The organism is Nocardioides sp. URHA0020, assembly GCF_000620705.1.
Lineage (GTDB): Bacteria > Actinomycetota > Actinomycetes > Propionibacteriales > Nocardioidaceae > Nocardioides.
Genome location: NZ_JIAR01000033.1, coordinates 163,022 through 181,865, shown reverse-complemented (window position 1 = coordinate 181,865; position 18,844 = coordinate 163,022). Strand labels below are relative to the sequence as shown.

Sequence of the window (18,844 nt, the reverse complement as noted above, 5' to 3'; positions counted from 1 at the left end):
GGTCACAGCCTCCCCGATCGGTGGTCGGAGTTCCAGACCGGCTCTCCGAATTGTCCGATCGTCGTCGTACGTCGCGGCTCAGACTCCCAGGCTGCGCCCGATGATCTCCTTCTGGATCTCGGTCGTGCCGCCGTAGATCGTCTGGATCCGGCTGTCGGTGAAGGCCTTCGCGATGGGGTACTCCATCATGTAGCCGTAGCCGCCGTGGAGCTGGACGCCGGCGTCGACGACCTGCTTCTGCAGCTCGGTGGTCCACCACTTCGCCATCGAGGCGAGCGAAGGGTCCACCTCACCGGCGTTGAGCTTGAGGATGCAGTCGTTGATGAAGACCCGCGCGATGTGGGCGTGGGTGGCCATCTCGGCGAGCACGAACCGGTTGTGCTGGAAGGACCCGATCGGCTTGCCGAACGCCGTGCGCTCCTTGGCGTACGCCAGCGAGATGTCGAGGACATGCTCGATCGCGGCCACCGCCATCGCGGCGATCGAGATGCGCTCCTGGCCGAGGTTCATCATCAGGTAGATGAAGCCGGAGCCCTCCTCGCCCAGGAGGTTCTCCTTCGGCACCTCGACGTTGTCGAAGAACAGCTCGGCGGTGTCCTGGGCCTTCATGCCGACCTTGTCGAGGTTGCGGCCCCGCTCGAAGCCGGCCATGCCGCGCTCCACCACGAGCAGGCTGATGCCCTTGTGGCCGGCGTCGGGGTCGGTGCGGCAGACCACGATCACCAGGTCGGACATGATGCCGTTGCTGATGAAGGTCTTCGACCCGTTGAGGACGTAGTGGTCGCCCTTGTCGACCGCCGAGGTCCGGATGCCCTGCAGGTCGCTGCCCGCACCCGGCTCCGTCATCGCGATCGACGAGATGATCTCGCCGCTGACCAGGCCGGGCAGCCAGCGCTGCTTCTGCTCGTCGGTCCCGAGCGCGGAGATGTAGGGGACGATGATGTCGCTGTGCACCGGGAAGCCGGGGCCGCTGGCACCGACGCGGGCCATCTCCTCGGCGACGACCGTGTTGTAGCGGAAGTCCTTGACCCCGGCGCCGCCGTACTGCTCCTCGACGTCGAAGCAGAGCAGCCCCGCCTCGCCGGCCCTGGTCCACACCTCGCGGCTGACCTGGCCGTCCTTCTCCCACTGGTCGTGGAAGGGCACGACCTCCTTCTCCAGGAACGTGCGCACGGAGGAGCGGAAGTCCTCGTGCTCCTGCTCGTAGATGGACGGACGAGTACTCATCAGCTGACCCACTCCTTGATCTGCGCGACGGTGGCCACCGGGTCGTCCGACACGGGGGAGATCTGCAGGTTCGTGACGCCGGCCTCCTGGAAGGCGGCGATGCGCTCCTGGACGTACGACGCCGGGCCGACCAGGTTGCCGGCCTCGAGCCACTCGGTGGGGACGAGGGCCTCGGCGTCGCGCTTGTTGCCGTCCAGGTAGAGGTCCTGGATCTGCTTCGCCTCCTTCTCGTACCCGTAGTGGCAGGCGAGCTCGTTGTAGAAGTTCTTGCCCCGTGCGCCCATCCCGCCGACGTAGAGCGCGTAGAGCGGACGCATCAGGTCGAGCAGCTTCTTGGTGTCCTCGCCCTCGCCGATCGCGACCATGCCGCCGGCGGAGATCTCCAGCGGCGCCAGGTCGGCGGAGCGCTTGGCCGTGCCCTTGGCGAGCGCGTCACCCCAGACGTCGCCTGCCTTCTCCGGCAGGAAGAGGAAGGGCAGCCAGCCGTCGGCGACCTCCGCGGTCATCGCGACGTTGTTGTCACCGAGCGCCGCGACCCAGATGGGGATGGCGTTGCGCTCGACCTTGGTGAGGATCTTGAGCGGCTTGCCGAGGCCGAGGCCCTGGTCGGCGGGCAGCGGGAGGGTGAAGATCTTGCCCTGGTGCTCCAGGCGCTCGCGGCGCAGGCCCTGGCGCAGGATCTGGATGACCTCGCGGGTGCGGCCGAGGGGCTTGTCGTACGGCAGGCCGTGGAAGCCCTCGATCACCTGCGGGCCGGAGGCGCCGAGCCCGATGACCGCGCGGCCACCGGACACGTTGTCCAGCCCGGCCGCGGTCTGCAGCAGCGCGCTCGGCGTACGTGAGAAGACGTTGAGGATGCCGGCACCGATCTCGATGGTCTCGGTCTTGGCGGCGAGGTAGCCCATCAGCGTGGGGGAGTCGAAGCCGTAGGCCTCGGCGACCCACACGGTGTCGAGCCCGGCCTTCTCCAGGCCGACGACCTGGTCGGCTGCGTCGCGGGGGTTGCCCGAGTACATGAGCGGTGTCGAGAGCTTCATTGTGACAGCATAACTGTCACGGTCGTGTCGCGGGCAAGAGGTGGCGCGGACGAGGAGTTTCATCGGCCGGCCGATGAAACTCACGCTGGGACGATGAAGCTTTGTCGTCCGAGCAGGAGATTCGTCGGCCGGCCGATGAAACTCGCCCCGTCAGCCCCGCCCGTGCCAGCTGTCCCAGAGGGCGGCGTAGGAGCCGCCAGCGGCGACCAGCTCGTCGTGCGAGCCGAGCTCGGCGATCCGGCCGTCCTCGACGACCGCGACCCGGTCGGCGTCGTGGGCGGAGAAGAGCCGGTGCGCGATCGCGATCACCGTGCGGCCCTCGAGCACCGCCGCGAGCGAGCGCTCGAGGTGACGGGCGGCGCGCGGGTCGATCAGCGACGTGGCCTCGTCGAGCACCAGCGTGTGCGGGTCGGCCAGCACCAGCCGGGCCAGGGCGATCTGCTGGGCCTGCGCCGCGCTGACCGCGCGACCGCCGGAGCCGACCTCGGTGTCGAGGCCCTCGGGCAGGGCGTCGACCCAGTCGAGCGCGTCCACGGCGTCGAGGGCGCCGCGTACGTGGTCGTCGGTCGACCCGGGCCGCGCCAGCACGAGGTTGTCGCGGATCGATCCCACGAAGACGTGGTGCTCCTGGGTCACGAGCGCGACGTGGCCGCGCAGGTCGTCGAGCGGCAGCTCGGTGAGGCCCACGCCGCCGACGGTGACCGACCCGGTGCGCGGCGGGTGGATGCCCGCGAGCAGCCGCCCGAGCGTGGACTTGCCGGCGCCCGAGGGACCGACCATCGCGATCCGCTCCCCGACGCCGATGTCGAGGTCGACGCCGTGCAGCACGTCGCGACCCTCGACGTACGAGAAGCGCACGTCCTCGGCGGCGATCTGCTCACCGACCGGCTCGCGCCCGCTGACCTCGCGGTCGTCGGGGACCTGCGCGACGCCGAGCAGGCGCGCCAGCGACGCGGCGCCGAGCTGCAGCTCGTCGAGGATCGACACGATCCGGTCGACCGGGTCGATCAGCATCTGCACGTAGAGCGTGGCCGCCGTGACCGCGCCGAGCGAGACCTGCCCCTGGGTGTAGAGGTAGCCGCCCAGGAGCAGCGTCGCCACCGTCGGGATCAGGTAGGCGATCTCCATGTTGGGGAAGAAGACGGTGCGCAGGTAGAGCGTGTACCGCTCGGCCAGGTAGGAGGTGCGGATGTCGTCGTCCATCGTCGCGACCCGCTCGTCGCCGAGGCCGAGCGCCTCGACGGTGCGGGCACCCTCGACGGTCTCGGTGAGGGTGGCGTTGATCTGGGAGTACGTCGCGCTCTCGCGCAGGTAGCCGTCCTTGGCCCGCCTGAGGTACCAGCGCAGCCCGATCACGAGCGGGGGTACGCCGAGCAGGCACGGCACCGCGACCCACCAGCCGACGCTGATCGCGGCGGCCAGGGTCAGCACGGCCGTGATCACCGCGATCGTCCACTCGGGCAGGGCCATCCGCACCGACCAGCCGAGCTGGTCGACATCGCGGCTGGTGCGGGTCAGCAGGTCGCCGGAGCCGGCGTCCTCGACCACCCCGACCGGCAGCGCCAGCGTGTTGTCGACGAAGTCCTCGCGGAGCTCCGCGAGCACCTGCTCGGCCAGCACCTGGCTGAGGTAGCGCGCGAAGCGGGTGATCACGGTCTGCGCCAGGAGGAAGCCGGCGAGCAGGGCGATGATCGTGTCGACGTGGCCCACGGTGGTGCCCTGCTCGACGGCCTCGACCAGGCCGCCGAGGAGCCGCGGCGCCGCCAGTCCGGCGAGCGCCGCCAGCACGTGCAGCACGAGCGCGCCGTACAGCATCCGGGGGTGCCGGCGGGCCAGCGCGCCGACGTAGGTGCGGACGGCGGGAGTGTCGGCGACCGGCAGGTGGGTGGTCATCGGCCCGTCACCTCCAGCTCCGACATCTCAGACTCGCGAGTGACGACGCGGCGGTACGCCGGGTCGCTGGCCAGCAGGTCGGTGTGGGTGCCGACGGCGACCACGCGTCCGCCGTCGAGGAAGGCGACCGCGTCGGCGGCGGCGAGCATCAGCGGGCTGGTCGAGGTGACCACGGTCGTCCGGCCCGCGCGGCGACCGCGCAGCCGGGCTGCGATCCGGGCCTCGGTGTGGGCGTCCACGGCGGAGGTCGGCTCGACGAGCACCAGCACCTCCGGGTCGATGGCGAGGGCGCGCGCGAGCACGAGCCGCTGCCGCTGACCGCCCGAGAAGCTGCGGCCGCGCTCGGCGACGAGCGAGTCGAGGCCGTCGGGGAGCGACTCGAGGACGTCGCCGGCCGAGGCGGTGTCGAGGGCGCCCGCGACGTCGCCGTGACCCGTGAGGTCGAGGCTGTCGCCGAGGCGCCCGGAGAAGAGCGTCGCGCCGGTGTCGGAGACGACGACGCGCTCGCGGACCTCCGTGGGGTGCAGCGAGGTGAGCGGCACGCCGCCGAGGCGTACGTCGTCGTCGATCGGGGAGGCGGTCATGCCCAGGCGGTCCGCGAGCTCGGCGGAGTCGTCGGGCTGCTCGCTCACGATCGCGGTCAGCAGGCCGGCGCGGACCACCAGACCGGTGCGGGTGTCGACGAGGTCGGAGCCGATGGCGGGCGACGGGGCGATCTCGGCGGGCACGGTCACCTCCGGCTCGAGCGAGAGCACGTGTGCGATCCGGGTCGCCGCGACCCGCGCGCGGATCAGCTTGTTGGCGAACTCGGTCGCCGTGCGCAGCGGGATCATCAGGAAGGCGGAGTAGCCGTAGAACGCGACCAGCTCGCCGGGGGTGATCGAGCCGGCCACGGCGTACCGCGCGCCGATCCAGACCACGATGACCACGAAGAGCCCGGGCAGGAAGACCTGCAGCGCGTCGAGCACCGACTGGAGCTTGGCGACCTGGACGCCGGCGGTCCGGGTGGTCTGCGACTCGCGGCGGTAGCGGTCGAGAAAGACCTGCTCGCCGCCGACGCCCCGCAGCACCCGCAGGCCGCCGACGATGTCGCTCGCCGTGTTGGAGAGCCGACCCATCAGGTGCCGCTGGTGGGCGCTGCGGCGCTGCAGGGGGGCGAGGAGCGGGGTGACACCCAGCATCAGCAGGGGCACGCCGACCAGCACGACCAGCCCGAGCGTCACGGACGTCTGCAGCAGGATCACCGAGACGACGACGAAGGAGACGATCGCGCCGGCGAAGCGGGCCGAGACGTCCATGACCTGGCCGACGTGCGAGAGGTCGTTGGTGCCGATCGCGACCACCTCACCGGTCGAGACCCGCCGCGGCAGGGTGGCGCCGAGTCGGGTCGTCTGACGGGTCACGAGCTGGACGACGCGGTACGCCGCGATCAGCCAGTTCGTGACGGCGAACCGGTGCCGCATGATGCCGGCGGCGGCCTGGACCAGGCCGATGCCGAGGAGCACGGCGGCCCACTCGACCAGCTGCTCGCGGTCCTTCGCGGCGACACCGTCGTCGATGGCGTGACCGATCACGGCGGGCAGCACGGCCTGGGCGCTCATCCAGACGATGCCGAAGAACATCCCTCCGGCCAGCGTCGGCCACTGCTGACGGGCCATCCACCACAGGAAGCCTCCGGGCGTGCCGGTCTGCGGCGTACCGGGATGGTCGAGGGAGAGCTGGCGCACCCACCCACGCTAGGGACTCGACCCCTTCGTCAGCGAATTGTTTTCGCGGTGACGACCGTCACCCTCCCGAGACGGTGTCGAGCTGACCGCAGGAGGCCTTGGCGAAGTCGATCGCGTTCTTGGCCCCGGCGATGGTCATCCGCAGCGTGATCTGGCCCGGACGGCCGGCGAGGTGCAGGCCGATCTTGAACGCCGTGGCGCCGCCCGACTCCAGGAACGCGTGGTCGTCGCAGCGGTTGGGCTTGATGGGCAGGTCGACCCGCGACGGTGCGTCGGTGCCGCGGACCGTGACGTCGGGCCGCCACACGTCGGTCCCGACCGGTGCCAGGATCGGCGTGCCGGACACCGTGTCGATGACCAGGTCGGGGCCGTCCTCGCCCGTCGGGCGTACGACGAGCGTGAGCGTGCCGGGGTCACCGGCCTTGCCGCTGAAGGGGATCTCGTCGTCCCAGGCCAGGTCGGCGACCTGGCCGATCGCCAGCTCGAGGCAGCGCGCGGTCGTGAAGCGGCCGGCGACGTCGGTCGAGTCCTCGACCGGGACCGTCGTGGTGGTGTCGCCGTAGGTGACGGTGACGGTTCCGGTGCCCCGCGGGTGGTCGCAGGCAGGACGCGGCGGGAGGTAGAGCTGGAAGCCGCGCTCGGACTGCGAGGGGACCGCCCGCAGGCGCGTCCCGGCCAGTGCCGTCCGGAAGCGCGGGTCGCGGTAGGTGACCCGGACCGGCGTGATGGTGTCGGCGGTGTCGTTGTCGATCCAGACCTCCATCCGCCCGGCCGCGGCGTCGCGCGAGGACTGCCGCATGTCCGCGACGAGATTGCCGGTCGGCGGTCCCTGGGTCGGCATCGGCAGCGGCGAGAGCGTGCGGATCGACCTGCTCGCGGTCGGCTCCGGGGTCGCGGCGTCGGAGCCGTCGTCGGCACAGCCGGCGAGCAGGATCAGGCAGGTGAGCGCGAGGCCGAGCCGGCGTCGCATGTCAGCCGGCCAGCCCGTCGATGACCTCGGCGCCGGGGAGCTCGGCGGCCAGGTGGCCCGGCAGGAGCAGCTTGGAGCGTCGTACGCCGGATCCGATCACCGCGACCTCGACGTCGAGGACGCGGCTGTCGACCAGGAGGCGCCAGGTGCTCGGCAGCCCGACCGGCGTGATCCCGCCGTACTCCATGCCGGACTCCTCGACCGCGCGGTCCATCGCCAGGAAGGAGGCCTTGCGGACGTCGAGCGTGCGCTTCACCAGGTTGTTGACGTCCGCGCGGGTGTCGGCGCGCACGAGGCAGGCGGCGACCCGCTCCTCACCGTCGCGCCGACCACCGACCAGGACGCAGTTGGCACCGGTGTCGAGGCCGAGGTCGTAGGCCTCCGCCAGGGCCGCGGTGTCCGCGATCGCCGGGTCGATCTCGACGACCCCGACCTGCCCGGCGTGCGCCCAGCCGCGGAGTGCGGCGGCCACCGGCTCGGCCAGCAGGTCGGGGCGGTCCAGGGCCGGCACGGTCTCGAGGCGGCCGAGGGTCGGAGTGCTCATGGCCCCATCCTGGCGGACGGGCCGGGCTGACCGGGAGCAGTGTCTAGGAAGTGGCGGACGCCGACCGACCGCGCCGGCGGCGCAGCGGGCCGGTCATGGCGTACAGCCCGGCGCCGGCGGTGCCGATCAGCGCCACGTGCGCGCCGATCGCCTGCGCCGCGACGACGGACGCGACGGCCCCGTGTGCCCCGAAGGCCCATCGGCGGACCTGGCTGCTGGCTGCGCGGCCGGTGCAGGACCAGGCGGCGAAGTGCTCGCAGTTGTTGCGGAAGAGCCGGTAGCCCGCCACCCCGAGGCGCGACTCGGCGTGCCGCATCGTGTCGTCGGGGCTCAGCCGCTGCTGGTAGGAGCGCACCTGCACGGTGCCACCGGCGGCGAACTCGGCCATGGAGGTGCGGGCGATGCACCGGTCCCGGCCGCGCGGTCCGGCGTAGTGGATCACCGTGTCGTCGCCGCCGTCGATGCCGTGGTGGCTGTAGCGGAGACCACGACGCACGAAGACGTGGTCCCCACGCGCCATGGCTGCTCTTGCCCTTCGTCCAGTGCTGCTGCGCCGCAGAGCCTAACCGGGGTCCACCCGCAACCCCGTGTTCACGTCACCCATGCCGGCCGGCCACCCGGCTGGGCTCTGCTGGAGCCATGCGACAGGCCGACCCTCTCGTCATCGCCCACCGCGGAGCCCCCGGCTACCGGCCCGAGCACACGCTGGCGTCGTACCGCCTGGCGATCGCGCTCGGCGCCGACTACGTCGAGCCGGACCTGGTGTCCACGAAGGACGGCGTCCTCGTCGCGCGGCACGAGGCCGAGATCAGCCGGACGACGAACGTCGGGCGGCGCGGCGAGTTCGCGGATCGGCTGACCACCAAGGAGATCGACGGCCGGCTGGTCTCGGGCTGGTTCGTCGAGGACTTCACCCTGGCGGAGCTCAAGACGCTGCGCGCCGTCGAGCGGCTGCCCGAGCTGCGGCCGCACAACACCCGGTTCGACGGGCGCTACGACATCCCGACCTTCGACGAGATCCTCGGCCTGGTGGCCGTCGAGTCGCAGCGGCTGGGCCGGGAGATCGGCGTCTACCCCGAGACCAAGAGCCCCGCACACTTCGCCGACCTCGGCCTCGCGCTCGAGGAGCCGCTGCTCGATGCCCTGTCCGTGCACGGGTACGGCGGCCCGGAGGCGCCGGTCTTCATCCAGTCCTTCGACCCCGCCAACCTGCAGTGGCTGCGGTCCCGGACCGGGCTGCCGCTGGTGCAGCTGGTCGAGGCCACCGGGCGCCTCGACCTGGTGACCTCGACTGGTCTGCGGCGGGTCGCCCAGTGGGCCGACGCCGTCGGCGTCGCCAAGGACCTGGTCCTGCCCCGGCACCCCGGCTCCGGCACGATCGGCGACCCGTCGGCACTGGTGGCCGACGCGCACGCGGCCGGCCTGCTCGTGCACGTGTGGACGATGCGCGACGAGAACGCCTTCCTGCCGACCGGCTACCGACGTGGCGAGAGCCCGTCCGACCCCGGGGACTCGATCGAGGAGACGCAGGCGTTCCTCGACGCGGGGGTGGACGGGCTCTTCACCGATCAGCCGGACACCACTCTCGAAGCCAGGCGGCTTCACGCCTCCGGCATGAGGATCCACGCCGCGACGTAGCCGATCGCGACCGCGCCACCGCTGAAGAGCGCGGCGACGACCGTGAGCAGGCGGACCAGGGTCGGGTCGAGCCCGAGGTAGTCGGCGACGCCCGAGCAGACCCCGGCCATCATCCGGTCGTCGGCGCGGCGGGTCAGTCGCTTGCTGGTGATGGTGTTCATCGGATCTCCTCGTCGGTCTCCAGGACCGTGGTGTCGGTGCTGCTGGTGGTGGACGTGGTGGCGTCCGTGCCGGCATCCGTGCCGGTGTCGGCGGTGAGGGGGGAGTCGGCGGGCGGGATCCAGCCGACCTGGCGGGTGGTCCAGCGCTTGCTCCCGGACACGCCGATGGCGAGCAGGCCGGCGAGGCCGGCGAGCACCCAGGGGACCGGGAGCAGCCAGCGGACGTCACCGGTGCCCACGACGTCGCCCTGGACCAGTGCCCAGACGCCGACCAGGCCGAGGAACGCGATCCCCATGACCAGGTGGCCGACGTTGACGGGGTGCCGTCCGGACTGGCGGTCGGTCTGCAGGTCTGTCGTTGTCGTGCTCATCGGTGGTGCACCTCGATCGCGCCGACGCCGAGGTCGGCATTGATGGTGATCCGGGGGTCGCTGACCGACCCCTCGAAGGCGGTCATGGTGGTGTTGATGCCGCCGTTCTCCCGGTCGAAGACCTGGATGTTGCCCGGTCCGTCGACGCTCGCGTTGACCCGCGCTCCGAGGCCGGGCGGCAGGATCACCTCGAGGTGTCCCACGTCGCCCCGGACCGCGATGGTGCGCCCGTCGAGCGCGGTGAGGTCGGCGACGTCGCGCAGGTCGAGCACGATCTCGCCGGCGTCGACCTGGTAGTCGCTCTCGACGCCCGCCGCCGTCAGTGGCCTGGCGTCGACGGTGTCACCGTCCCACTGGTCGGCCGCGGTCGCGCCGGCCAGCACGACCGTCGCGATCAGGCCGACCAGGACGATGCCGCCCGCGCGGCCGAAGAACGCGCCGATCACCAGCATCACGCCGCAGATCGCGACGGCCAGGGCGGGGTACGCCGGACCGGCGACGTTCGCGCCAGCCAGGTCGATCATGCCCAGGAGCCCCTCAGCCAGCGCGATCAGCGCGAGCGTGAACCAGAAGAGGATCGGCCCCCGACGGCGCGGGTTCGGCACCCGCTGCGGGACCGGCTGCACCGGTGGGTAGTACGGCGGGGCCGCGGTGTAGGCCGGCGCCTCGTAGCCGGGCGCCGTGGAGATCGGCGCCTCGTAGCCGGGCGCGGTGTACGTCGGCGCGGTGTAGGTCGGTGCGGTGTAGGTCGGCGCGGTGGCGGGGCCGGTGTAGACGGGAGCGGTGTAGGTGGGAGCGGCGTACGCCGAAGCGGGGTAGGGCGTGGTCTGGTCGGGCGCGACCGGCGGCACGGGACCGTAGTAGGCCTGCGGCGGCTGCGGTGCCGGCTTGTTGCGGGTCAGGATCCACAGGGCGACCAGCGCGACGACCGCGAGCGGCCAGGGGAACCAGAAGGCTCCCCAGCTGTCGCCGATCAACGCGATCGCGGCGAGCACGCCGACGCCGACCAGCACGATGGAGCGGGTGCGGTCGTCGAGGTTGATCGTCGCCTGGGGATCGTTGTCGCTGGGCACCAGGAGCCAGCAGGCGCCGTAGAGGATCAGGCCGGCGCCACCGAAGAAGACCAGGACGACGAAGGCGACGCGCAGCACGAGCGGGTCGACGTCGAGGTGCCGGCCCAGGCCGCCCGCCACTCCCGCCACCTTGCGGTCGCTGATCGAGCGCCGCAGGCGACCGAGGTCGCGGACCTCGTCGCGGGTGACCCGCGGCCCACCGGCGGCCGGGGCGCCGGCGTCCGAGGGCGGGGGAGGTGCTTCGGGCGGTGTGGTGTTCATGGCTCCAGCGTGCTCGGTCCGCAGCCCCCGCACCATCGGGGACGACCCTGATCCTCGCCGGGGGCGGGACCCCGGTGGTCAGGGGCGAGTCGGGGTCAGCCCTCATGGTCGGGGGCTGTCCGTTGTGTGACGATTGAGTGGAGATGAGCAGCACACACGGCACCGCGGTCGACCCCGGTGCGACCGGGACCCGCCGAGCGAGCCGCCGAGCGACCCGCGACACCCAGGAGCCGATCCTGGGCGGCGTCGCCGCCGGTCTGGCCCACCACCTGGCCGTGCCGGTCCTGTGGGTGCGTGCCGGCTTCGTCCTCGCCGCGTTCCTCGGTGGGTTCGGCGTCGCCTTCTACGCCGGCCTGTGGTGGATGCTGCCCTCCGACCAGCGCTTCGAGACGGCCGCGCCGGGCATCGAGAGCGCCACCCGCGGGGGCCGACGCCCGGGGCGCATCCGGCGCCTGGGCGACGTCGGCCCGGCGGTCGCGCTCGCGGCCCTGGGCTTCGGGGCGATCCTGCTGCTCGAGGCGGTGCTCGGTCGGGGCGCGGTCTTCTGGCCGCTGCTGATCGGCATCGTCGGCGTCGCGCTGCTGTGGCGCCAGGCCGACGAGGCCCAGCGCGAGCGCTGGGTGGAGAGCACCGGCCGGGTCGCCCCGATGCGGGTCGTCTTCGGCAACGGTGGCTGGGCGTCGTACGCCCGGGTGGCCGCCGGCGTCGGGCTGATCGTGCTGGCGCTCGTGCTCTACTCCGCCCACGGCGGCTCGCTGTCGATGGCTCGCGACATCATCGTCGCCGCGCTCCTGACGGTCGTCGGGCTCGCGATCGTGATCGGCCCGTGGGTCTACCGTCTCGCCGCCGACCTCTCCGACGAGCGCGCAGAGCGGGTGCGCACCCAGGAGCGTGCCGACGTCGCCGCGCACCTGCACGACTCGGTGCTGCAGACCCTCGCGCTGATCCAGAAGAACGCCGACGACGGCGCCACGGTCGCCCGCCTGGCCCGGGCCCAGGAGCGCGACCTGCGCGCCTGGCTGTACGCCGGCGAGTCCACCGACGAGCGCACCGTGGCCAGCGCCCTGCGGGGTGCGGCCGCCCGCACCGAGGACGAGTACGCCGTCTCCGTGGACGTCGTCAACGTCGGTGACTGCGACTTCGGCGAGGAGCTGCGGCCGATCGTGCACGCCACGGGCGAGGCGGTCACCAACGCCGCGAAGCACGCCGGCACCGGCAAGGTCGACGTGTACGCCGAGATCACGCCCGACGCGGTCGACGTCTTCGTGCGCGACCGCGGGCGCGGCTTCGACCCCGCTACGGTGCCCGCGGACCGGTACGGCGTACGCAACAGCATCGTGGACCGGATGCAGCGACACGGCGGCTCGGCCGAGATCCGGTCCGCGCCCGGCGACGGGACCGAGGTGCGGCTGCACCTGGCCCGCCAGCCCCGACAGGAGGAGCACGATGAGTGAGCAGCGCGGTGGGGTAGGGGTCGTGATCGTCGACGACCACGCGATGTTCCGCAGGGGCGTGCGCGCGGAGCTGGAGAGCGTCGGCCGTGGGGTCGTCACGATCCTGGCGGAGGCGGCCGACGTCGACGAGGCGATCGCCGCGGTCACCCTGCACCGGCCCCAGGTGGTGCTGCTCGACGTGCACCTGCCCGGTGGCGGCGGCGTCGAGGTGATGCGGAGGATGGCGACGACCGGTGCCTCGCCCGACACCCGCTACCTGGCGCTGAGCGTCAGCGACGCCGCGGAGGACGTCATCGGCACCATCCGTGGCGGCGCCCGCGGCTACGTCACCAAGACGATCACCGGTCCCGAGCTGGTCCAGGCCATCGGTCGGGTCGCCGAAGGCGATGCCGTCTTCTCGCCGCGACTCGCGGGCTTCGTCCTGGACGCGTTCTCGGGCTCGATCGACGTCGCGGCCGTGGACGAGGACCTCGACCGGCTGACCGAGCGGGAGCGCGAGGTGATGCGCCTGATCGCCCGCGGCTACGCCTACAAGGAGGTCGCCAAGGAGCTGTTCATCTCGATCAAGACCGTCGAGACCCACATGTCCAGCGTGCTGCGCAAGCTCCAGCTCTCCTCACGCCACGAGCTGACCCGCTGGGCCTCGGACCGCCGCCTGCTCTGACCCGGACCGTTTCGGTCGTCGTGCCCCGGGTACCTACGGGCGGTGACGACGACCGCCGGGTCCGACCTGGACAAGCACGGCCCGAGCGACCTGAAGCGGTCCATCACCGGTCGGCTGCTCTTCTTCTACGTGCTCGGCGACGTCCTCGGGTCGGGCATCTACGTCCTGATCGGCCTGGTCGCCGGCGCGGTCGGCGGTGCGTTCTGGCTGGCCTTCGCCATCGGCGTCACCGTCGCGACCGTCACCGGACTGGCGTACGCGGAGCTGGTCACCAAGTACCCCCGAGCCGCCGGCGCCGCCCTCTACGTCAACAAGGCGTTCGGCAACCGCTTCCTCACCTTCGTGATGGCGGTCTGCATGCTGTCGGCCTGCTTCGCGGCGGCCGGGTCGCTGGCCACCGGCTTCGCGGCGTACTTCGACGAGATCTGGTCCCTGCCGCCGGCGTTGCTCGTCTCGCTCGGGTTCGTGGTGGTCCTCACCGTCGTCAACTACGTGGGCATCACGGAGTCGGCGGTCGCCAACATGCTGATGACGTTCGTCGAGGTCGCCGGGCTCCTGGTGATCATGGCGATCGGCATCGTGTACGTCGCGCAGGGCAAGGCCGACTTCGCCACGCTCGGCGAGTTCCACACCGACGACAACCCGGTCCTGGCCGTGGTCGCCGGCGTGGCGCTCGCCTTCTTCGCGATGACCGGCTTCGAGAACGCCGCCAACGTGGCCGAGGAGACGGTGGACCCGCGCCGGACCTTCCCCCGCGCGCTCGTCGCCGGCATGGTGACCGCGGGCGTCGTCTACGTGCTGGTCGCGATCACGGCCGCCCTCGTCGTGCCCGTCAGCACCCTCGCCGACTCCGACGCCGCGCTCCTGGAGGTCGTGAAGGCCGACGTGCTGCCCCTCCCGGTCGGGGTGATGACCACGCTCTTCGCGGCGATCGCCATGGTCGCGATCGCCAACACCACGTTGGTCTCGGTGGTCACCCAGTCCCGTATCCTCTACGGGATGGCCCGCGAGGACGTGGTCCCGGGTGCCTTCGCGCGGGTCCACTCGCACCGACGCAGCCCGTGGGTCGCCCTGTGCTTCGCCGGGCTCGTCGTGTGCTCCCTCCTGCTCGCGGGCTGGCTGCTCAACCAGGCCGGCGTCGGGCTCGACGTCGTCGCCCGTCTCGCCACGGTCACCGTCGTCTTCACGCTGTTCATCTACGCCCTTGTCATCGTGTCGTGCCTCAAGCTCCGCGGCAGCGACGACGACGGTGACAACTACCGTGCCCCCACGGCACTGCTCGTCGCGGGGCTCGTCGGCAACGTCGTGCTCCTCGCCTACGTCGTCTACGACGACCCGCACTCGCTCATCTGGTGCGCCGCGCTGCTCGCCCTCGGCCTGGCCCTGTACGTCGCCGAGCGGCTCTTCGGCAGGCGCGACCGGGCGACCTCCGCAGTGCGCTAGACCCGAGGATCCCCGCGAAGGTCCGCGGAGTTCTTCGCTCAGGTCACCCCACGGATGGCCGATATGCCCCGTCGAAGGCACGAACGACGAGAGGCAACCCCCGTGGATGAGATCGACGAGATCGTCCAGGAGTTCCTCGTGGAGAGCCACGAGAACCTGGATCAGCTCGACCGCGACCTGGTCGCGCTCGAACGAGAGCCCGACTCCCGCGACCTCCTGGGCAGCATCTTCCGCACCATCCACACGATCAAGGGCACCAGCGGGTTCCTCGCCTTCGGTCAGCTGGAGTCGGTGACCCACGTCGGCGAGAACCTGCTCGCCCGGCTGCGTGACGGCAAGATGTCGATGAGCCCCCAGACCACCGACGTGCTCCTCGCGATGGTGGACAAGGTCCGCGACCTGCTCGCCGCGATCGAGAACGACGGCACCGAGGGCCAGACCGACGTCAGCGTCGTGGTCGCCCAGATCACCGCGATCCTCGAGGGCAAGGCACCCGAGCCGGTAGCCGCCGCTCCGGTCGAGGAGCCGGTCGCCGAGACCGTGGCCGCGCCCGTCGCCCAGCCGGCCGCCCCGGTCGCCCAGCCGGTCGCCCAGCCGGTCGCCCAGCCCGACCCCGGGAGCCCCGCGGTGGAGCACGAGGAGCCCGCCCATCGCCGGACCGTCGCCGAGTCCTCGATCCGCGTCGACGTCGACCTCCTCGACACCCTGATGCGCCTGGTCGGTGAGCTGGTGCTCACCCGCAACCAGGTCGTCCGCCAGGCCGGTGACCTGCAGGACGTCGACCTGATGCGCTCCTCGCAGCGCCTCAACCTGATCGCGAGCGAGCTGCAGGAGGGGGTCATGAAGACCCGCATGCAGCCGATCGACAACCTCTGGTCCAAGCTGCCGCGCGTCGTCCGCGACCTCGGCGCCAACTGCGGCAAGCAGGTCTCGCTGACCATGGTCGGCAAGGAGACCGAGCTCGACCGCACGCTGCTCGAGGCCGTCAAGGACCCGCTCACGCACCTCGTGCGCAACGGCGTCGACCACGGGCTCGAGAGCCCCGAGGACCGCGTCGCGGCCGGCAAGCCGGCCGAGGGCGTCCTGACCCTGCGCGCCTACCACCAGGGTGGCCAGGTCGTCGTCGAGGTCAGTGACGACGGCGCCGGCATCGACTCCGAGAAGGTGGCCGCGAAGGCCATCGAGCGCGGCCTGCGCACCCAGGCCCAGATCGCGCAGATGTCGCCGACCGACATCCTCCAGCTGATCTTCGTCGCCGGCTTCTCGACCGCCGCCGCCGTGACCAACGTGTCCGGCCGCGGCGTCGGCATGGACGTCGTCAAGACCAACATCGAAGGCATCGGCGGCACCATCGAGGTCGAGTCGGTCGTCGGACGCGGCACGACGTGCCGCCTCCGCATCCCGCTCACCCTCGCGATCGTGCCGGCCCTCACCGTCGAGTGCGCGGGCGACCGCTACGCCATCCCGCAGGTCAGCCTGCTGGAGCTCGTCTCGCTCGACGCCGACCGGGCCGCGAGCGCCGTCGAGGACATCAACGGTGCCTCCGTCTACCGCCTCCGGGGCACCCTCCTGCCGCTCGTGCGCCTCGCCGACGTGCTGGGTGTGGAGTCCGTCCGCTCCGACGGCCACGTCGTCATCGCGGTCCTGCAGGCCGAGGGCAAGCGCTTCGGCCTGGTGATCGACCGGGTGCTCAGCACCGAGGAGATCGTGGTCAAGCCCCTCGGCTCCCAGATGAAGGCGATCGGCACCTACTCGGGTGCCACCATCCTCGGTGACGGCCGGGTGGCGCTGATCCTCGACGTCCAGGCGCTCGCCCGGCGGGTGCTCAACGCCGATGCGCTGGACCAGGACGACGCCGACGAGCGCGACTCCCGCGGTGCCGTGGCCGAGAGCCTGCGGCTGCTGGTCGCCGGTCTCGGCGGTGGCCGTCGGGTGGCGATCCCGCTGTCGTCGGTCACCCGCCTGGAGAACTTCGACCAGTCCGCCGTCGAGCGGATCGGCAACCGCGAGGTCGTGCAGTACCGCGGCGGGATCCTCCCGGTGGTGCGCCTCAACAACTACTACGGCGCGCTCAGCGACCGCGAGGGCGACGAGCTGGTGGTGGTCATCTACACCGTCGGTGAGCGCAGCGTCGCGATCGCCGTCGACGAGATCGTCGACATCGTCGACGAGAACACCGAGTTCCACGACGAGGTCACCGACCACGGCGTCCTCGGCTCGACCCTGGTCCGCGACCGCATCGTCGAGGTCCTCGACGTCCGCGCCGCGATCCTGTCGGCCGACCCGACCTTCTACACCGCGTCCGACGAGTTCGACGCCCAGCTCCAGGAGACGATGTGAGCACCCGACTGGTGACCTTCACCCTCGACGGCCGGCTGTACGGCGTCGACGTGAACGCGGTGCAGGAGGTCCTGCGCGGCCAGCCGCAGACGCGGATCCCGCTGGCGCCCGAGAGCGTCTCCGGGCTGATCAACCTCCGCGGCCAGGTGCTGAGCGCGCTCGAGCTGCGCGCCCGCCTCGGCCTGCCGGACCGTGACGCCGACCGGGAGCCGATGCTCGTCGTCGTCCGGGTCGCCGGCGAGACCATCGCCCTGCTCGTGGACAGCATCGGGGCTGTCATGGACGTCGACGACGACCAGTTCGAGCTGCCGCCCGACACCCTCAGCGGCCCCGCGCGGGAGTTCCTGCACGGTGCCTACAAGCTCGACAGCCAGCTGTTGCTGGCTCTGGACGTCGACAGAGCCGTCGCCGCCTAAGCACCACCCCGAGACCACACCCCGAGGAAACTGACATGTCTCTGAACATCACCTGGACGGTGGGCCGCAGGCTCACCGCGATCGCCGGTATCGGCGCCGTCACCGCCGTGTTCGTCGCGGGCGTGGCCTACTCCGGCTTCCGTGGCCTGGACGACGACTCCACCAAGCTCGCCTCCTACCAGGAGGCACGCTCGCTGATGCACGCGCTCGACACCCGCTCCAGCGAGCTCAAGGTCGACGGCCTCAAGGCCGCGGTTTACCAGGACAACGCCTCCATCGCCCAGGACGTCGTGGACGACACCGCGACGATCAAGGACCTGATGAGCCAGCTCCACGCGCTCGACCTCGTGGTCTCCGAGGAGCAGTCAAAGGCGTTCGACCAGGCCTGGGCCGACTACGAGGCGTCCATCTCGGCGTACGTCGACTCCGCCATCGCCGACCAGGCCGCCGCGCGCAAGACCGTGGACGACGTCCAGGCCGCCAACGACAAGATGGACGACCTGCTGTCCGGCTCGATCGAGGGCATCGAGAAGGCTGCCGCCGCGAAGACCGCCGAGGCCGACAGCACCCGGTCCTCGGCGCTCACCCTGCTCGCGGTCGCCGCCCTCATCGGCCTCAGCGCCCTCGTGGCGGTCGCCTTGCTGATCACCCGCTCGATCACCCGGCCGTTGCGCCGCAGCGTCGACGCCCTCAGTGCCTTCGCCGGCGGCGACCTGACCCAGCGGGTCGAGGAGCGGTCGACCGCCGAGCTCGGTGAGCTCGAGGTCGCGCTCAACCAGTCCATCGAGTCGGTGTCCGGCATCGTCGCCGACGTCGTCGGCTCCGCGGACGCCGTCGCCGCCGCCTCCGAGGAGCTCTCGGCCTCGTCGCAGCAGATCGCCGCGGGTGCCGAGGAGACCTCGGTCCAGGCCGACGTCGTGGCCGGTGCCGCCAACGAGGTCTCCCGCAACGTGCAGACCGTCGCCGCCGGCGCCGAGCAGATGGGCGCCTCCATCCGCGAGATCGCCCACTCGGCCAACGAGGCCGCTCGGGTGGCGTCGCAGGCGGTGTCGATGGTCGAGACGACCAACGAGACCGTCGCTCGCCTCGGGACGTCCAGCCAGGAGATCGGCGCGGTCGTCAAGGCGATCACCTCCATCGCCGAGCAGACCAACCTGCTGGCGCTGAACGCCACCATCGAGGCCGCTCGGGCCGGTGAGGCCGGCAAGGGATTCGCGGTCGTGGCCAACGAGGTCAAGGAGCTGGCCCAGGAGACCGCCCGGGCCACCGAGGACATCGCTCGCCGGGTCGAGGCGATCCAGGGCGACACGACCGGTGCGGTCGAGGCGATCGGTGAGATCTCCACGATCATCACCTCGATCAACGACTACCAGCTGACCATCGCCTCGGCGGTCGAGGAGCAGACCGCCACGACCAACGAGATGTCGCGCAACGTCGCGGAGGCCTCGACCGGCTCCGGCGAGATCGCCAACAACATCACCGGTGTCTCGGGCGCCGCCCAGTCGACCACGCAGGCGCTCACCCAGTCGCGCACCGCGATCGACGAGCTCGCCGGCATGGCTGCGGAGCTGCGCAGCCAGATCTCCCGCTTCCAGCGGGCCTGATCGGCGGCAGGGAGCCGCCGG

The 18,844-nt window shown here is 71.6% G+C and carries 17 protein-coding genes and 1 pseudogene; 7 read left to right on the top strand and 11 right to left on the bottom strand.

What is annotated here, in order from left to right:
- Window positions 1-78 precede the first annotated feature (78 nt).
- The 7 genes from N542_RS0103280 to N542_RS23145 all read right to left on the bottom strand — a co-directional run bounded on the left by N542_RS0103280 (window position 79) and on the right by N542_RS23145 (window position 7,918).
- The gene (locus N542_RS0103280) at window positions 79-1,227 is read right to left on the bottom strand and encodes an acyl-CoA dehydrogenase family protein (protein ID WP_028642715.1); all 1,149 of its coding nucleotides are present in this window, start codon (window positions 1,225-1,227) and stop codon (window positions 79-81) included.
- Entirely contained in the window at window positions 1,227-2,264 is a 1,038-nt protein-coding gene (locus N542_RS0103275) for an LLM class F420-dependent oxidoreductase (protein WP_028642714.1), read from the bottom strand. The genes N542_RS0103280 and N542_RS0103275 overlap by 1 nt, the downstream gene beginning before the upstream one ends.
- A 150-nt stretch (window positions 2,265-2,414) precedes the next feature.
- A complete protein-coding gene (locus N542_RS0103270) occupies window positions 2,415-4,157 on the bottom strand; it encodes an ABC transporter ATP-binding protein (RefSeq protein ID WP_028642713.1) in 1,743 nt (580 codons plus the stop codon).
- Window positions 4,154-5,884, bottom strand: coding sequence for an ABC transporter transmembrane domain-containing protein (locus tag N542_RS0103265; RefSeq protein ID WP_028642712.1), 1,731 nt, complete (start codon window positions 5,882-5,884; stop codon window positions 4,154-4,156). Before N542_RS0103265 ends, N542_RS0103270 begins: the two co-directional genes overlap by 4 nt.
- Window positions 5,885-5,942: 58 nt before the next feature.
- Window positions 5,943-6,854 (bottom strand): hypothetical protein, encoded by a 912-nt coding sequence (locus N542_RS0103260; RefSeq protein WP_028642711.1) that lies wholly within the window; start codon window positions 6,852-6,854, stop codon window positions 5,943-5,945.
- A 1-nt stretch (window position 6,855) separates the two neighbouring features.
- Window positions 6,856-7,398 (bottom strand): YbaK/EbsC family protein, encoded by a 543-nt coding sequence (locus N542_RS0103255; protein WP_028642710.1) that lies wholly within the window; start codon window positions 7,396-7,398, stop codon window positions 6,856-6,858.
- Window positions 7,399-7,441: 43 nt separating this feature from the next.
- On the bottom strand, window positions 7,442-7,918 hold the full coding sequence (locus N542_RS23145) for a lecithin retinol acyltransferase family protein (RefSeq protein ID WP_051551340.1): 477 nt from the start codon (window positions 7,916-7,918) through the stop codon (window positions 7,442-7,444).
- A 119-nt stretch (window positions 7,919-8,037) separates the two neighbouring features.
- On the opposite strand from N542_RS23145, the gene N542_RS23140 reads away from it, so the two are divergent.
- Window positions 8,038-9,036, top strand: a complete 999-nt coding sequence (locus N542_RS23140; RefSeq protein WP_051551339.1) for a glycerophosphodiester phosphodiesterase — start codon at window positions 8,038-8,040, stop codon at window positions 9,034-9,036.
- Here N542_RS23140 and N542_RS0103240 read toward each other — a convergent pair.
- From N542_RS0103240 to N542_RS28400, 4 genes and pseudogenes are all read right to left on the bottom strand, one after another.
- Window positions 9,000-9,197 (bottom strand): PspC domain-containing protein, encoded by a 198-nt coding sequence (locus tag N542_RS0103240; RefSeq protein WP_028642709.1) that lies wholly within the window; start codon window positions 9,195-9,197, stop codon window positions 9,000-9,002. The two genes, N542_RS23140 and N542_RS0103240, sit on opposite strands and share 37 nt — an antisense overlap.
- Window positions 9,194-9,568 carry a hypothetical protein gene (locus tag N542_RS0103235; protein WP_028642708.1) on the bottom strand — a complete coding sequence of 125 codons (375 nt, stop codon included), beginning with the start codon at window positions 9,566-9,568 and terminating at the stop codon, window positions 9,194-9,196. Before N542_RS0103235 ends, N542_RS0103240 begins: the two co-directional genes overlap by 4 nt.
- A gap of 537 nt (window positions 9,569-10,105) precedes the next feature.
- Complete coding sequence (locus N542_RS28405; protein ID WP_442937400.1) at window positions 10,106-10,477, bottom strand: pentapeptide repeat-containing protein; 372 nt, start codon at window positions 10,475-10,477, stop codon at window positions 10,106-10,108.
- A 167-nt stretch (window positions 10,478-10,644) separates the two neighbouring features.
- Window positions 10,645-10,902: pseudogene (locus N542_RS28400) on the bottom strand (PspC domain-containing protein); the annotation flags it as partial.
- Between the two features lie 143 nt (window positions 10,903-11,045).
- Between N542_RS28400 and N542_RS0103225 the strand changes: the two are divergent.
- From N542_RS0103225 to N542_RS0103200, 6 genes are all read left to right on the top strand, one after another.
- On the top strand, window positions 11,046-12,356 hold the full coding sequence (locus tag N542_RS0103225; protein WP_028642706.1) for an ATP-binding protein: 1,311 nt from the start codon (window positions 11,046-11,048) through the stop codon (window positions 12,354-12,356).
- Window positions 12,349-13,020: a LuxR C-terminal-related transcriptional regulator gene (locus tag N542_RS0103220; protein WP_028642705.1), complete on the top strand. Its 672-nt coding sequence runs from the start codon at window positions 12,349-12,351 to the stop codon at window positions 13,018-13,020. The genes N542_RS0103225 and N542_RS0103220 overlap by 8 nt, the downstream gene beginning before the upstream one ends.
- A gap of 42 nt (window positions 13,021-13,062) precedes the next feature.
- On the top strand, window positions 13,063-14,463 hold the full coding sequence (locus tag N542_RS0103215) for an APC family permease (RefSeq protein ID WP_036506175.1): 1,401 nt from the start codon (window positions 13,063-13,065) through the stop codon (window positions 14,461-14,463).
- Window positions 14,464-14,565: 102 nt separating this feature from the next.
- Window positions 14,566-16,803 carry a chemotaxis protein CheW gene (locus N542_RS0103210; protein WP_028642703.1) on the top strand — a complete coding sequence of 746 codons (2,238 nt, stop codon included), beginning with the start codon at window positions 14,566-14,568 and terminating at the stop codon, window positions 16,801-16,803.
- Window positions 16,800-17,219, top strand: a complete 420-nt coding sequence (locus tag N542_RS0103205) for a chemotaxis protein CheW (RefSeq protein WP_028642702.1) — start codon at window positions 16,800-16,802, stop codon at window positions 17,217-17,219. The genes N542_RS0103210 and N542_RS0103205 overlap by 4 nt, the downstream gene beginning before the upstream one ends.
- A gap of 35 nt (window positions 17,220-17,254) precedes the next feature.
- Window positions 17,255-18,823, top strand: a complete 1,569-nt coding sequence (locus tag N542_RS0103200) for a methyl-accepting chemotaxis protein (RefSeq protein ID WP_028642701.1) — start codon at window positions 17,255-17,257, stop codon at window positions 18,821-18,823.
- The last annotated feature ends 21 nt before the right edge of the window (window positions 18,824-18,844 follow it).